The sequence below is a fragment of the Streptomyces sp. NPDC057302 genome (assembly GCF_042667685.1).
Lineage (GTDB): Bacteria > Actinomycetota > Actinomycetes > Streptomycetales > Streptomycetaceae > Streptomyces.
In genome coordinates this window covers 27,813-42,000 of the sequence record NZ_JBHUZJ010000051.1, presented here as the reverse complement: position 1 = coordinate 42,000, position 14,188 = coordinate 27,813, and the positions used below count along the sequence as shown (strand labels likewise).

The window sequence follows — 14,188 nt, the reverse complement described above, 5'->3', positions numbered from 1 at the left end:
GCCTCCCGGCGGCTTTCCGGGGCAGGATGGCGTCATGGAGCCCACCGAGTCCGATCACGAGTCCGAGCAGTCAGCCCCGTCCTCGCGGCCGTCCCGTATCGCCGTGGCCGGCGCGTCCGGCCTCATCGGAACGGCGCTGACACGCGCGCTGACCGACGACGGCCACGAGGTGGTGCGGCTCGTGCGCCGGGCACCTCGTACGAAGCACGAGGTGCGATGGGACCCCAAGGAGGGCTACGTCGACAGGGCGGGGCTCGCGGGCTGCGACGCGCTCGTCAACCTGGCGGGAGCCGGGATCGGTGATCACCGCTGGACGCCCGCCTACAAGCGGGAGATCCGCGACAGCAGGGTGCTGGGCACCTCCACGCTCGCCGAGGCGGCGGCCTCGCTGGACGAGCCGCCGCGCGTCTTCCTGTCCGCGAGCGCGATCGGCTACTACGGAGACACCGGTCAGCGCGCGGTGGACGAGAGCGCCCCGGCCGGAGAGGGCTTCCTGCCCTCCCTGTGCGTGGAGTGGGAGGGCGCGGCGGCCGCGGCGCACGAGGCGGGCATCCGCACGGTCTTCGCGCGCAACGGCCTGGTCGTCGCGCGCCAGGGCGGCGCCTGGGGGCGGATGTTCCCGCTCTTCAAGGCGGGTCTCGGCGGGCGCCTCGGCAACGGCAGGCAGTACTGGAGCCACATCTCGCTGCACGACGCGGTGGCCGCGCTGCGGCATCTGCTCGACACGGAGTCCCTCGCGGGTCCGGTCAATCTGACGGCGCCCGATCCGCTGACCAACCGCGAGGTCACGGCCGCGATGGGGCGGGTGCTCCACCGGCCCACGCTCTTCACTGCGCCGGAGCCCGCGCTGCGGGTCGTGCTCGGCGAGATGGCCGGTGACGTGCTCGGCAGCCAGCGGGTCCTGCCGACCAGGCTCCTGGAGTCGGGATTCTCGTTCGCGTTCCCGGGCATCGAGGATTCGATCCGCGCGGCGCTGCGGTGAACCGTCTTCTTCGGGTCTGCGTTCGCCGCGCGACGGGTGGGTGATCACCGCGTGGTCGGCGGGTGATCGGTGCGCGGTCGCCGTGCGACCGGCGTGCGACCGTGCCCGGTCGATGCGCGACTGCCTCCGCTCGTTCGGGCTCCTACCCTCGTGCGGAACTCGGTGATTCCGAAGCCCTGTTGAGGGCATGACGTCCCCAGCAGCCGCGCAACCTCGGGGAGGGGCACGTGCTAGAGCCTGCGCACCATGCGGATGTCGTCATCGTGGGAGCGGGGGTCGCGGGACTGTCGGCCGCCCACCAGCTGACCAGTGCCGGTGTAACGACCGTCGTCCTGGAAGCCGCCCCTTACGTCGGCGGGCGCATGTCGACGGAGAAGGTCGACGGGTTCCGGCTCGACAGGATCGGGCAGTTGCTCACCACGTCGTACCCCGAGTTGCGCCGCACACCGGGGCTCGACGCACTCGTGCTGCGGCCCTTCGTGCCCGGCGTCCTGGTGCACAGCGACGGCCGGCACCACCGCGCCGTCGAGTCCACGAGCCCCCGGCGCGCGAGGGGCGCGCTCACCGCCGCACGCGCCCTGGCAAGCGCCCCCCTGGCTTCGCGAACGGCACGGACCGCGCCGCGCACCACCCCCCTCGGCGGCGCACTCGACCAGGCGCGCCTCGGCGCGGCACTCGCCAGGGTCGCGGCGACGGATCCGAAACGCCTCCTCGCCCGGCCCGAACTCCCCGCGTCGCAGGCCCTCTTCGCCCGCGGCCTGCCCGCGCGCACCGTCAGCGGCTTCCTGCGCCCGCTGCTCTCGGCGCTCCTCTGCGACCCGGACCTGACGACGTCGAGCCGGTGCGCCGACCTCGCCCTGCACTCCTTCGCACGCGGCCGCCTGTGCCTGCCGGAGGGCGGCGCGGAGGCCCTGCCCGAGCTCCTGTCGGCCGCACTGCCACCGGGCACGGTACGCACCGGCGTACGCGTCACTGCCGTCTCCACGACCTCGGTCACGACCGCGGACCACGGCGAAGTGAGCTGCCGCGCCGTCCTCCTCGCCACCGACGCCCGCGCCGCCGCCGAACTGCTGCCCGGCCTGCGCGTGCCGTCCTTCCACCAGGTGACAGTGGTGCATCACGCGGCCCCCGAGCCGCCGCTCGCCGAGCCCGCCCTGCTGCTCGACGCCGATCGCGGCGGGCCGGTCGCGCACACGGCCGTGATCAGCCACGTCGACCCGTCGCGCGCGCCCGCGGGCCGCGCGCTGGTCTCGTCGACGGTTCTCGGTCCGCCGCCGGACGAACGCGCCGTCCTCGCCCATCTCGCCGAGCTGTACGGCACGTCGACCGCCCGCTGGGAAACGCTCGCCGTCCACCACACCCGCGAGGCGGTGCCCGCGATGCCGCCCCCGCACGATCTGCGCCGCCCGGTGCGGCTGCTCGCCGGGCTCTACGTGTGCGGGGACCACCGGGACACCAGCACGGTGCAGGGCGCGCTGTATTCGGGCCGCCGCGCGGCGCGGGCCGCCCTAGCGGACTTCGGCGTGGGCTCCGCTTCCGGGACAGGTCAGCTGCCGATGGCAGCCTGACCCATCCGACCTATACGTCGCCCCTGGAAGCTGCCGGAAGCCCCGGAAGCCCCCTGGCCCCCACCCCGGGGGCCTCCCCTTTCCCGCACGTGCCTTGCAACTCCCCTTGCGACACAGGAATCCCACAGCTACGGTCCCACCGGATCGCCAAGCTGCGGGAGGCTCACGTGCGTCGCACCATGCCGGTGATATCGATCATCCTCGGCCTATTCATAGGAGGTCTATCTTTGCCGACCGCCACAGCAGCCACCGACACAGCAGCCACCTACACAGCCGGGGAAGCATCAGCAGAAGCCGCAGCCGCAGCCGACGTACCCTCCCTCGTCCCCCGCCCCACCGACTGGACCGCGCTCGACGGCCGCACGAGACTCACCGAGCGCACCCGCATCCTGATCGACCCGCGCGCCGGATCCACCACCGCGCTCCCCTCGGGCCGCAGTGAATTCCCCGGCCCCGCACACCAGTCCGTACGCAAGCTCGCCGCCCAGCTCCGTACGGAGATCAAGCAGGTCACCGGCATCACGCCCCGGATCGCCCACCGCACGGGCCGTCCCGCCGACGGCGACATCACGCTCGGCCTCACCGCCAAGGGGGACCTCGGCGCCGAGGGCTACCGCTTCGACAGCGCGGGCCCGATCCGCGTCGAGGCCGCCTCCACCCACGGCCTCTACTACGGCACCCGCACCCTCCTCCAGCTCCTGCGCTCCACGGCCGACGACCACCGCGCCGTCCCCCGCGCCCGCTCCACCGACCGCCCCGCGCAGGCCGTCCGCATGGTCCACCTCGACGCGGCCCGCAAGTACTGGAAGATCTCCTACCTGGAGAACCTGATCCGCAGGATGGGCGACCAGAAGCTCAACACCCTCTTCCTGCACCTCTCCGAGTCCGAGGGCTTCCGCCTCTACAGCCCGAAGTTCCCGGGCCTGGCCGACCCCGACCACAGCTACAGCCGCGCCGACATCGAACACCTGAAGACCTTCGCGGCCCGCCATCACGTCCAGCTGATGCCCGGCCTCGAACTCCCCGGCCACGCCACCGTGATCAGTGAGGCCTTCGGCATCGGCTTCGGATCCGGGGCGAACGCGTGCACGGGCGAGCACACGCACTCGCACCTCACGCCCGACTGGATCATCGACATGACCAGCGACAAGGCGATCGCGAAGTCGAAGGAGATCGTCGACGAGTTCGCCGACTGGTTCGACGCGCCGCTGTTCTCGATCGGCGCGGAGGAGGTCCCCGGACAGCTCGCCCAGTGCCCGCGCGTGAAGAACCACCTGGCGAGCGCGCCCGACGTGTCGACGCTCGGCGACCTCCTGAACCGCTACATTAACACCCTTGACGACGTGGTCACTTCACACGGCAAGCGCACAGCCGTCTACAACGGCTCCGAGCACCTCGACGCGCCTCAGCAGAAGGTCCATGCCCCGGTCGTCTTCCTCACCTGGGAGGGCACCGGCGCCGAACCCGAGATCCCCGGGCACGACGAGATCGCCATCGGCCCCTTCTACGACACCCCGAACAACTACCACCACCTCTACCCGGACGAGCCCTGGATGTACGACAGCTGGGCGCCGAACACCGATCCCGACATGCTCGGTTCCGGGGTCACCAACTGGGCGGACTACAACTTCTGGGCCGACGACGGCTACTTCGAGCAGAGCATGGCGGGTGCCCGCGCGATCCTCGCCGACCGCACCTGGAACAAGTCCGCGACGCCGGACACGCTCGACGCCTTCAGGGCCCGCGCCGCCCGCATCGGCGACCCTCCGGGCACCACGCCCGCACACCTGCCCCCACGGATCGAGGGCCGGCCGAGCCACCACTGGACGTTCGACGACGCCACCTACCCCAGCGGCTGGACCTACGCGGGCAGTCCCGGCAACACGATCTTCGCCGAGGACGTCGCGGGCGGCCTGCCCGGCACCTCGTACATCATCAACAACCCCACGCCGGTGGACGGCGTGCGCGGCAAGGCCTGGCGCTTCGACTCGGACCGGGACGGCGTCGGCTTCGGCGGTCTGGACGTCGCCGAGCCGTGGACCGTGTCGGTGCGGGTCCGGCCGACGGCACGGACCGGTGACCAGGTGCTGCTCAGCTCGAAGGCGGGCGCGCTGAAACTGATGCAGCACGGCACCGGGAAGGTCGGCTTCACGCGGTACGGCGAGGCCGATCACAGCTTCGACCACACCCTGCCGCTGGACCGCTGGACGCGGCTGACCTGGGTCACGACTCCGGGGCGCACCACCTTGTACGCCGACGGGGTGCGGGTCGGCGCCGTCGACGCGTCGATCCGGCTGCCCCTGCGGTCCATCGGGACGGAGAAGGCGAGCCTGCGGGGCGACCTGGACGAACTCATCACGTGGGACGAGGCGTTGCCCCCCGCCGAGGTCGCGCGCCTGGACTGAGGGAGCCGTGTAAGGGGCGGGGCTATGCAGCCCCGCCCCTTACCTGCCCGCCCCTTACCCGCCGGCTCTGTCACATTCAGGCTCTGTCACCTGCCGGCTCCGGCGTCACCCCAGAGCCGCTACCCGGTCGCGATACCCCCGCACCGCCGCGGCGTCGCGGTACGGCTCGAGCCGCCGCTCGAAGTCGCGTACGTACTCGACCGCACGCACCGAACGCATCTCGCCCGCGGCCTGTGCCGCCTCGGCGCCCAGCTGGCAGGCCTGCTCCAGCTCGCCGAGACCCAGGCGCGAGGAGGCGAGCACCACCCGGCAGAACAGGCGGCTGCGGGCGTACCCGGGGGCGCGCAGCTGGAGCGAGCGCTCCGCGTGCTGAGCGGCCACGCGGAACTGCTGGAGGTCGCGGTGGCAGTGCCCGAACTCGTCCGCGAGCTGCGCCTCGTCGAAGAACCGCGCCCAGTAAGGGGCTTCGTCGCCGGGCCGCACCGTCTCCAGGGCGCGCTCGGCCCGCACCATCGACGCCGTGCAGGCCCGCACCTCGCCGAGTACGCCGTGCCCGCGCGCCTCGACGGCGTGCAGCAGGGCCTGCACGACGGGCGGCGCGGACGACCCGACGCCCTGCTGGGCGACCCGCGCGAGCTGCACCGCCTCTCTGCCGTGCCCCAGGTAGACGGCCTGGCGGCTCATCGTCACCAGGACGTACGAGCCGTACGCGCGATCGCCCGCCGCCTGCGAGAGCCGCAGCGCCTGGACGTAGTACCGCTGGGCGAGCCCGTGCGCCGCGATGTCGTACGACGTCCAGCCCGCGAGCCGGGTGAGGTCGGCGGCGGCGGCGAAGAGCCGCCGCCCGGCCTGCTCGCCGTACGAGCCGCGCAGCATCGGTTCGGCCTCGTGCTCCAGGTAGCGCACGAGTGCCTGCCGGGCGTGCCCGCCGCCGTACGCATGGTCGAGCGCGCGGAAGAGTTCGCCGACGGAGCGCAGGGCGGAGATGTCGCCGCTCGTCACCTTCGCCCCGACGCCCCGTTCGGGCTCCTTGCGCTGGCGCGGTATGGCCGGGCGGCCCTGCGTGGGCACGCGGCCCGCGGCTCCCAGGTCGCCGCGGCCCACCCGGTCGTCCGCGCGGCCGATCAGCCAGTCCCTGCTGGGGACGACGAGTCCCGCCGGGGTGAACGCGATCTTCCGAAGTTCGGCATGGCTCCCGGAGTCCTTGCGCCAGAGCCCGCCGACGATGTCGATCGCCTCTTCGGGGCTCGCCGCGAACTCGAGCCCGGCGTACACCGGCGCGCAGGCGTCGAGCCCCAGGTCCTGGGCGGAGAGGCGGCGCCCTAACCGCCGGGTGAAGACCTCGGCGATGAGGGCGGGGGTGGTGCCGCGCGGCTGCTGCCCGCGCAGCCATCTGGTCACCGATGTCTTGTCGTACCGCAGATCGAGACCATGCTCGAGCCCCAACTGATCTACGCGGCGCGCGAGGCCCGCATTGGAGAACCCGGCTTCTGAGATGAGCGCGGCTAGCTGGCGGTTGGGGGTGCGCTGCGGAGGTCGTTCCGTCATCAGCTGTGCGGTCTCCTGCCTTTCGGGCGTTGCCTTGAGCAGCCCTTATGGCTCTGTGAACGGCGTGAATGTAGCGGCCCTCACCGCCCTCATCACGGCCTTCGACCCGCGTTCATCCGATCGTGTGAGGATTGACCGGAGGACTGACGAGAATCCGCTGCCCGTACAGTGGCTGGGGGCGCGATATGTGCACGGTGCAGGTTCTAGGGAGGCACTTGCCGTGAGTGAGTTTCAGTTCGTCCGTCTCGGCTTCGGCCCGGACTCGGTCGAGTACCAGGAGGCCTGGGACGAGCAGCGCCGTGTGCACGCCGCCCGCTTCGCCGACGAACTCCCGGACACGTGTCTGCTGCTCGAGCACCTGCGGGTCTACACCGCGGGCCGCCGCACCGCCGAGAGCGAGCGCCCGCTCGACGGCACCCCCGTCGTCGACGTGGACCGCGGCGGCAAGATCACCTGGCACGGCCCCGGCCAGCTCGTCGGTTACCCGATCCAGAAGCTGCCGCGCCCGGTGGACGTCGTAGCACACGTACGCCGTCTGGAAGAGGCCCTTATCCGTACGTGTGCGGAATTCGGCCTGGAGACGTCCCGCGTCGAGGGTCGCAGCGGCGTATGGGTGCTCGGTGATCAGGTGGCACAGCGTCCGGCGCTCGGCGGCCTCAACCTCGACTTCGACCCGCGACTCCAGGACGACGAGTTCGACGCCCGGTTCAACGGGCCGGAGTACGCCCCGTCCAACGCGGGCCAGCGCCGGGAGGACCGCAAGATCGCGGCCATCGGCATCCGCGTCGCCAAGGGCGTGACGATGCACGGCTTCGCGCTGAACGTGAATCCGGACAACACCTGGTTCGACAAGATCATCCCGTGCGGCATCCGCGACGCGGGCGTGACGTCGCTCTCGTACGAACTGGGGCGCGAGATCACGATCGCCGACGTCCTGCCCGTCGCCGAGAGGCATCTGCGGGACATCCTGGAGGGCGCCGAGCTCAAGCCGCGCGCCGTCGAGAAGGCCGTACAGAGCGCCGGGCAGGCCGAAAAGACGGTGGAGAATCCGGAAGCCGAGAAGGCGACCGCCTAGCAGGTCCGGGGCTCCGGGGGAATGCACCCCGCCGGCTGGAGGTTGGCCGGACGTAAGCCCAACGACATCACGGGCGTACCCTGGTGTGCGCCGAAGAATCGAAGCTACAGGGAGCCGATGTGTCCGCAGTCGCACCCGACGGACGCAAGATGCTGCGCCTGGAGGTCCGGAACGCTCAGACCCCCATCGAGCGCAAGCCCGAGTGGATCAAGACCCGGGCGAAAATGGGTCCCGAGTACACCAAGATGCAGAACCTCGTGAAGAGCGAGGGACTGCACACGGTCTGCCAGGAAGCGGGCTGTCCCAACATCTACGAGTGCTGGGAAGACCGCGAGGCCACCTTCCTCATCGGCGGTGACCAGTGCACCCGGCGCTGCGACTTCTGCCAGATCGACACGGGCAAGCCGCAGGCACTCGACCGCGACGAGCCCCGCCGCGTGGGCGAGTCCGTCGTCACGATGGACCTGAACTACGCCACGATCACCGGCGTCGCCCGCGACGACCTGGACGACGGCGGCGCCTGGCTGTACGCGGAGACCGTGCGCCAGATCCACGCGATGACGGCGGAGCGCGCCGAGGGCCAGACCAAGGTCGAGCTGCTCATCCCCGACTTCAACGCGGACCCCGACCAGCTGGCCGAGGTCTTCTCCTCGCGCCCCGAGGTCCTTGGGCACAACGTGGAGACGGTGCCGCGCATCTTCAAGCGGATCCGCCCCGGCTTCCGCTTCGAGCGCTCGCTCGAGGTCATCACCCGCGCCCGCGAGGCCGGTCTGGTCACCAAGTCGAACCTCATCCTCGGCATGGGCGAGGAGCGCGAGGAGATCAGCGAGGCGCTGCACGCGCTGCACGAGGCGGGCTGCGAGCTCATCACGATCACGCAGTACCTGCGCCCGACGCCGCGCCACCACCCCGTGGAGCGCTGGGCCAAGCCGCAGGAGTTCGTGGAGCTGAAGGAGGAGGCCGAGGAGATCGGCTTCTCCGGCGTCATGTCCGGCCCGCTGGTCCGCTCCTCGTACCGCGCGGGTCGCCTCTTCCAGATGGCGGTCGAGAAGCGTGGGGCGTACGTCGCCTCGCAGGCGGTGTGATCCTCCTCGGGGAGCCGATGGGGAGCCGACTGTGTGAATCGGCGCACAAGTGACTACTCGCCAGTAGTGGCCGAGATGACGCGGCCCGTACAGTCCTCGCAGGTGAGGAGTTCGTACGGGCCGCGTCAACGTTTTGCGGCTCGGCGTCAAGGCTTCATCCGTGTTTGACCGGTCGGTCACGCCCTGGTAACACCAATCAGTGACCCTGGAATTACCCCACGTACAGCCCTACCCATAGCCGCTCAGGAGGGCCCCACCATGCAGGCCGCGCCCGTACGCGCCACCGCCATCCCGTCCGTCACCGACGCGCTGCGCGCCGTCGAGTCGCTCCTCATGAGCAGCGGCCAGCGCACCGCTCGCCGCAACGCCTGGACGTCCGTGCTCGACGACCGGCGTCGCGCCAAGGACCGGGCCGATGCGCTGCGCGTGCTCGAAGAGGCGATGACAACCCGCACGTCGTAGTCACTTCCAGGGACACGTAGACTTCACGGCATGGCGAGGAAGGCAACCGCGGCGGACGCCGCGAACCCCGGGCGACTCAAGCAGATTGCCCAGACCTACAAGATGACCCGCAGGGCCGATCCGCGGATCGGTCTTGTCATCGCGGCTGTGGGGATCGTCACCTTCGGTGTCTTCCTCGGTATCGGCTTCTTGATCGGTCACCCGATCTATCTCGGCATTCTCGGCTTTGTGCTCGCCTTCCTCGCGATGGCGATCGTCTTCGGGCGCAGGGCGGAGCGTGCGGCCTTCGGCCAGATGGAGGGCCAGCCCGGAGCGGCGGCCGCGGTGCTCGACAAGATCGGCCGCGGCTGGACGACGACCCCGGCGGTGGCGATGAACCGCAGCCAGGACGTCGTGCACCGCACGGTCGGCAAGGCGGGCATCGTGCTGGTGGCCGAGGGCAACCCGAACCGGGTGAAGAGCCTGCTGGCCGCCGAGAAGAAGCGGATGGCGCGCGTCGTATCGGACGTCCCGGTGCATGACGTCATCGTCGGCACCGGCGAGGGCCAGGTGCCGCTGAAGAAGCTGCGTACGACGCTTCTGAAGCTGCCCCGCGTCCTCCAGGGCCCGCAGGTCACGGCGACGAACGACCGGCTGCGTGCGATGGGCGACCTGATGAGCAACATGCCGTTGCCCAAGGGCCCGATGCCGAAGGGCGCGGGCAGGGGACGCTCCCCCAAGATGCCGCGAGGCTGACACCGGGCCCCGCTTCTCCATGATCTGCACACTTCGACGGGCGCCCTCCGGGGCGCCCGTCACTCGTTAGTCGCCGCGGGATCCGTCGCCGTCCAGGTGCAGCCGCAGGGCGAGCACCTCGCGCGAGACCTCCAGCAGGGGCTTGTTGTGGCTGAAGGCGTATCCGCGCAGGCGGATCAGTGCGTGGTCACACGTGGTGTTCAGCTGTGCGGCGACCATGCCGGTGGCCTGGTGGACCTCGGCGAAGTGCAGGCCGGGATCGTCCAGCAGCGGCGTGTGCCGCAGGTCTGTCCGCGCGGCCGTGGCGATGGCGATCTGGGAGACGGTGTCGGCCAGGCCGAAGGCATCGGTGAGCTGGTCGGTGGACATCGGTCCGGGCGCGGTGCGGTGGCCGGTGAGGGTGCCGAGCGCGATGACGCCGATGCGCAGCGGGAAGGAGAACACCGCGCGGACATCGAGCGCTTCGATGGCACGGGGCAGACCGGGCCAGCGGCGGGTGCCGAACGCGAGGTCGTCGGCCACGTCGGGCAACAGCAGCAGCGCTCCGTGGTGCGCGGCGTCCAGGCTGGGCCCTTGCCCCTGGACCTGCTGGAGGTCCTCCAGCGCGTTGGCGCGCTCCCCGAAGTGCTGCACCAGCTCGGTCCGGCGCTCGCCACGGGTCATCACCAGGGCCAGGCCGTCCAGCCCCAGCATGTCGGTGCATGCTTCGAGCGGCAGTGAAGCCGCCCCCGTACCGCTGTGAGAGCTGAGGGCGCGCAAGTAGGCGGCCATCACCGGGTGGGTCACCTTCGCTCCCTTCCGGCCGCCGTGCCGGGCGGCCGACGGCCGGTCAGCCGCCGACCGGCCCACCAGGGACCCCCGGTGGGCTGCCGTTTCACCGCCCCGGCCCCTCGAACAACGAGGCGTCGGCCGTGCCTTGCAGGACTTGGTTCGCGACGTCGGTCATGCGCATCCGGTGGTCACGCGCGTAGCGGCGCATGACGCGGAACGCTTCCTGTACGTCGGTCTCGCGCCGGTGCGCGAGATAGCCCTTGGCCTGTTCGATGATGACGCGGCTGTCCAGGGCGGACTGGAGCTGGGCGCTCACCATCATCTGCTCGCTCACCGCGCGCTGCTGCAGGACACCGATGGTCGCGGTGTCGGCCAGCGCCTGCGCCAGCCGCAGCTGGGCGTCGTCCAGTGGTCCCGGCAGGTCGCGGAAGAGATTCAGGGCTCCGATCACGTGCTCGTGCAGGCGGAGCGGGGCGGCGACGACCGAGGTGAAGCCCGCTTCCAGGGCGCGCGGCGCGAACCGCGGCCATCGGGTCAGGGCCTCCTCGGTGGCCAGGGATACGCCGGGAACCTGCTTCTTGGTCCGGTAGCAGTCCTGGCAGGGCCCTTCGTCCCACTCGACGCCGGCCAGCTCGAGGAGCCGGGTGCGCTCGTCGGAGGCAGCGGTGTCCACGAGCCTCCCGCTGGGGGTGGCCAGCAGCACCCCGGCCGCCGTCACGTCCAGCAGGGCCACGCAGCGATCGGTGAGCGTGTGGAGGAACGCGATCACGTCGAAGTCCTGCACCAAAGTGTCGGCCAGCTCGACGAACGCCGCCGCCAACTCATCTTCACGAGCCACATCAGCCATGCCCCGCCACCTCCAGAGTGATCCAGGGGCACCTTTGCACACACGGAGTGACTCAGCCGCCACCCAGTCCTGTCCTCCACGAGCATCCACGCCAGGGCGCATGCGCGGCAACCTGTTCAGGAGACTTGGTGGCTCGGAGTTACGTGGGAGAGGTGCGCGAGTTTTCGAAGAGGTGCTGTCCGACGATCAGTTCACGAGAGGCGTGTCCGACAGAGGCGTGTCAGATCCGCACCTGGACGGCGCTCGCGAGGCGGTCGTGCAGGCCGCGGCCGTCGCGGTCCCAGATCAGGGCCGGAACGGCGACGCAGAGCAGCACGCTGCGTACGAGGACCCGGCCGACGCCGAGCCTGCCGCCACCCTCCGCGACGACGCGGAGCCTGAAGAGGGCCTTGCCGGGGGTGCAGCCGACAGTACCGACCGTCAGGACGGTCATGACGAAGAAGATTCCCAGCGCCCAGTTGCCCATCGCCTGCTGGTCACCGCGAGCGAACAGGCCGTATGCGATGAGCATGCACAGTGCCCAGTCGACGACGATGGCGCCCATGCGCCTGCCGGGCCGCGCGATCGAGCCCGGCCCCTCCTCGGGCAGGCCGAGCTGCTCGCCCCGGTAGCCGAAGTCGACGCCCGCGTCCTCTGCCGCCGCACGAGGGCCGGAGAGCCACGATCCGATTACTTGCCTGTTGTCCACCCGTCCACGGTACTGCGCCCGTTTTCGTACGAGGACGGGCGGGGTAGGGCGAATGACACCTGACCCGAACCCGCCTCGGTTAACTTCGGCGAAACAAATGGGTCATGCTTGAGAAATCCCCCGTCCCTATGGTCGGGTCCCAGCGTGTGCCACCGCACTGGCCGCACCACGAGCTGCAACCCCGTCCCCGCCTGGGGGTCGGGAGTAGGAGGAGTTGGATGTTCCAGAACGCCGACGACGCAAAGAAGTTCATCGCGGACGAGGACGTGAAGTTCGTAGATGTCCGGTTCTGCGACCTGCCCGGAGTGATGCAGCACTTCACGATCCCGGCAGCGGCGTTCGACCCGAACGAGGAGCTGGCGTTCGACGGATCGTCGATCCGCGGCTTCCAGGCCATCCACGAGTCCGACATGGCGCTGCGCGCGGACCTGTCGACCGCCCGGGTCGACCCGTTCCGCCGCGACAAGACCATCAACATCAACTTCTTCATCCACGACCCGATCACGGGCGAGCAGTACAGCCGTGACCCGCGCAACATCGCCAAGAAGGCCGAGGCCTACCTCGCGTCCACCGGCATCGCGGACACCGCGTACTTCGGTCCCGAGGCGGAGTTCTACGTCTTCGACAACGTCCGCTTCCTGACGTCGGCGAACGAGAGCTTCTACCACATCGACTCCGAGGCAGGCGCCTGGAACACCGGTGCGGTCGAGAACAACCGTGGCTACAAGGTCCGCTACAAGGGCGGCTACTTCCCGGCCCCGCCGGTGGACCACTTCGCCGACCTGCGTGCCGAGATCTCCCTGGAGCTGGACAAGAACGGCCTCCAGGTCGAGCGCCAGCACCACGAGGTCGGCACCGCCGGCCAGGCGGAGATCAACTACAAGTTCAACACGCTGCTCGCCGCGGCCGACGACCTGATGCTCTTCAAGTACATCGTGAAGAACGTCGCCTGGCGCAACGAGAAGACCGCGACCTTCATGCCGAAGCCGATCTTCGGTGACAACGGCTCGGGCATGCACGTCCACCAGTCGCTGTGGGCCAACGGCGACCCGCTGTTCTACGACGAGCAGGGCTACGCGGGCCTCTCGGACACCGCCCGCTACTACATCGGCGGCATCCTCAAGCACGCCCCCTCGCTGCTCGCCTTCACGAACCCGACGGTGAACTCGTACCACCGCCTGGTCCCGGGCTTCGAGGCCCCGGTCAACATGGTGTACTCGCAGCGCAACCGCTCGGCCGCCATGCGTATCCCGATCACGGGCTCGAACCCGAAGGCCAAGCGCGTCGAGTTCCGCGCGCCGGACCCGTCCTCGAACCCGTACCTGGCGTTCTCGGCGCTCCTGATGGCCGGCCTGGACGGCGTGAAGAACAAGATCGAGCCGCCGGAGCCGATCGACAAGGACCTCTACGAGCTGGCCCCCGAGGAGCACGCGGGCGTCGCCCAGGTCCCGACCTCCCTCCCGGCCGTCCTCGACGCCCTCGAGGCCGACCACGAGTACCTCCTGGCCGGCGGTGTCTTCACCCCCGACCTGATCGAGACGTGGATCGACTACAAGCGCACGAACGAGATCGCCCCGATCCAGCTGCGTCCGCACCCGCACGAGTTCGAGCTGTATTTCGACATCTAAAGATCAGGTCCGGGCGACCTGGGAGGGTTCCTGGAAGAAAGCGTTGACCTGCGAAAACACTGCTCAGCAGTGCTCGCTGTTGCCACTTGATTTCCGCCCTCTTGTGCACCGCGTGTGCACCGCTCGGCCGATCATCTGACTCGATGTCAGTAACAGTGAGGGCCGCCACCCCCATCCGGGGTGGCGGCCCTCACTCGTTCCTCAGTCGGCTACTGGCCAGCGTTCCAAGCCGTGCCCTCACTCTCGGCCGCTCGGAACGCGCAACAGTCCAGGCGCGCCGACGACAACTCACTTCGCACCTCAGCCTCAGGCGTTCCAACCCAGGCCCAGCTCCTCCAGCAAACATCGCCGCGCCCCAATCCGGCAGCTGAGCGGAGCAGTTGACCTTACGTAG

12 protein-coding genes are annotated in these 14,188 nt (G+C 70.2%); 8 read left to right on the top strand and 4 right to left on the bottom strand.

Features of this window, described 5'->3' with window-relative positions:
* Window positions 1-34 precede the first annotated feature (34 nt).
* The 3 genes from ACFUPX_RS29360 to ACFUPX_RS29350 all read left to right on the top strand — a co-directional run bounded on the left by ACFUPX_RS29360 (window position 35) and on the right by ACFUPX_RS29350 (window position 4,955).
* Window positions 35-982: a TIGR01777 family oxidoreductase gene (locus ACFUPX_RS29360; RefSeq protein WP_383329135.1), complete on the top strand. Its 948-nt coding sequence runs from the start codon at window positions 35-37 to the stop codon at window positions 980-982.
* A 227-nt stretch (window positions 983-1,209) separates the two neighbouring features.
* Window positions 1,210-2,550, top strand: a complete 1,341-nt coding sequence (locus ACFUPX_RS29355; protein WP_383329132.1) for an NAD(P)/FAD-dependent oxidoreductase — start codon at window positions 1,210-1,212, stop codon at window positions 2,548-2,550.
* 227 nt (window positions 2,551-2,777) lie between these two features.
* Entirely contained in the window at window positions 2,778-4,955 is a 2,178-nt protein-coding gene (locus ACFUPX_RS29350; protein WP_383329130.1) for a family 20 glycosylhydrolase, read from the top strand.
* A gap of 105 nt (window positions 4,956-5,060) precedes the next feature.
* Here the strand turns inward: ACFUPX_RS29350 and ACFUPX_RS29345 are convergent, their stop codons facing one another.
* Window positions 5,061-6,503 (bottom strand): regulator, encoded by a 1,443-nt coding sequence (locus tag ACFUPX_RS29345; protein ID WP_383329127.1) that lies wholly within the window; start codon window positions 6,501-6,503, stop codon window positions 5,061-5,063.
* Between the two features lie 220 nt (window positions 6,504-6,723).
* On the opposite strand from ACFUPX_RS29345, the gene lipB reads away from it, so the two are divergent.
* The 4 genes from lipB to ACFUPX_RS29325 all read left to right on the top strand — a co-directional run bounded on the left by lipB (window position 6,724) and on the right by ACFUPX_RS29325 (window position 9,860).
* Window positions 6,724-7,578: a lipoyl(octanoyl) transferase LipB gene (lipB, locus tag ACFUPX_RS29340; protein WP_383329124.1), complete on the top strand. Its 855-nt coding sequence runs from the start codon at window positions 6,724-6,726 to the stop codon at window positions 7,576-7,578.
* Between the two features lie 119 nt (window positions 7,579-7,697).
* Entirely contained in the window at window positions 7,698-8,663 is a 966-nt protein-coding gene (locus ACFUPX_RS29335; RefSeq protein WP_383329121.1) for a lipoyl synthase, read from the top strand.
* A gap of 258 nt (window positions 8,664-8,921) precedes the next feature.
* Window positions 8,922-9,125: a hypothetical protein gene (locus tag ACFUPX_RS29330; protein WP_383329118.1), complete on the top strand. Its 204-nt coding sequence runs from the start codon at window positions 8,922-8,924 to the stop codon at window positions 9,123-9,125.
* Window positions 9,126-9,155: 30 nt separating this feature from the next.
* Window positions 9,156-9,860 carry a DUF4191 domain-containing protein gene (locus tag ACFUPX_RS29325; protein WP_383329115.1) on the top strand — a complete coding sequence of 235 codons (705 nt, stop codon included), beginning with the start codon at window positions 9,156-9,158 and terminating at the stop codon, window positions 9,858-9,860.
* 66 nt (window positions 9,861-9,926) lie between these two features.
* Here ACFUPX_RS29325 and ACFUPX_RS29320 read toward each other — a convergent pair whose 3' ends face one another.
* The 3 genes from ACFUPX_RS29320 to ACFUPX_RS29310 form a co-directional block, all read right to left on the bottom strand.
* Entirely contained in the window at window positions 9,927-10,646 is a 720-nt protein-coding gene (locus ACFUPX_RS29320) for an ANTAR domain-containing protein (protein ID WP_383329112.1), read from the bottom strand.
* A gap of 88 nt (window positions 10,647-10,734) precedes the next feature.
* Window positions 10,735-11,478 carry an ANTAR domain-containing protein gene (locus ACFUPX_RS29315; protein WP_383329109.1) on the bottom strand — a complete coding sequence of 248 codons (744 nt, stop codon included), beginning with the start codon at window positions 11,476-11,478 and terminating at the stop codon, window positions 10,735-10,737.
* 220 nt (window positions 11,479-11,698) lie between these two features.
* Complete coding sequence (locus ACFUPX_RS29310) at window positions 11,699-12,166, bottom strand: RDD family protein (protein WP_383329106.1); 468 nt, start codon at window positions 12,164-12,166, stop codon at window positions 11,699-11,701.
* A gap of 218 nt (window positions 12,167-12,384) precedes the next feature.
* Here ACFUPX_RS29310 and glnA point away from each other — a divergent pair, with 218 nt between their 5' ends.
* A complete protein-coding gene (gene glnA, locus ACFUPX_RS29305) occupies window positions 12,385-13,794 on the top strand; it encodes a type I glutamate--ammonia ligase (RefSeq protein WP_383329103.1) in 1,410 nt (469 codons plus the stop codon).
* The last annotated feature ends 394 nt before the right edge of the window (window positions 13,795-14,188 follow it).

Bases quoted from the DNA above. Each gene is read 5' to 3' on its own strand.
- ACFUPX_RS29315 (WP_383329109.1), bottom strand. From the start codon at position 11,478: ATGGCTGATGTGGCTCGTGAAGATGAGTTGGCGGCGGCGTTCGTCGAG.
- glnA (WP_383329103.1), top strand. From the start codon at position 12,385: ATGTTCCAGAACGCCGACGACGCAAAGAAGTTCATCGCGGACGAGGAC.
- ACFUPX_RS29330 (WP_383329118.1), top strand. From the start codon at position 8,922: ATGCAGGCCGCGCCCGTACGCGCCACCGCCATCCCGTCCGTCACCGAC.
- ACFUPX_RS29360 (WP_383329135.1), top strand. From the start codon at position 35: ATGGAGCCCACCGAGTCCGATCACGAGTCCGAGCAGTCAGCCCCGTCC.
- ACFUPX_RS29345 (WP_383329127.1), bottom strand. From the start codon at position 6,503: ATGACGGAACGACCTCCGCAGCGCACCCCCAACCGCCAGCTAGCCGCG.
- ACFUPX_RS29325 (WP_383329115.1), top strand. From the start codon at position 9,156: ATGGCGAGGAAGGCAACCGCGGCGGACGCCGCGAACCCCGGGCGACTC.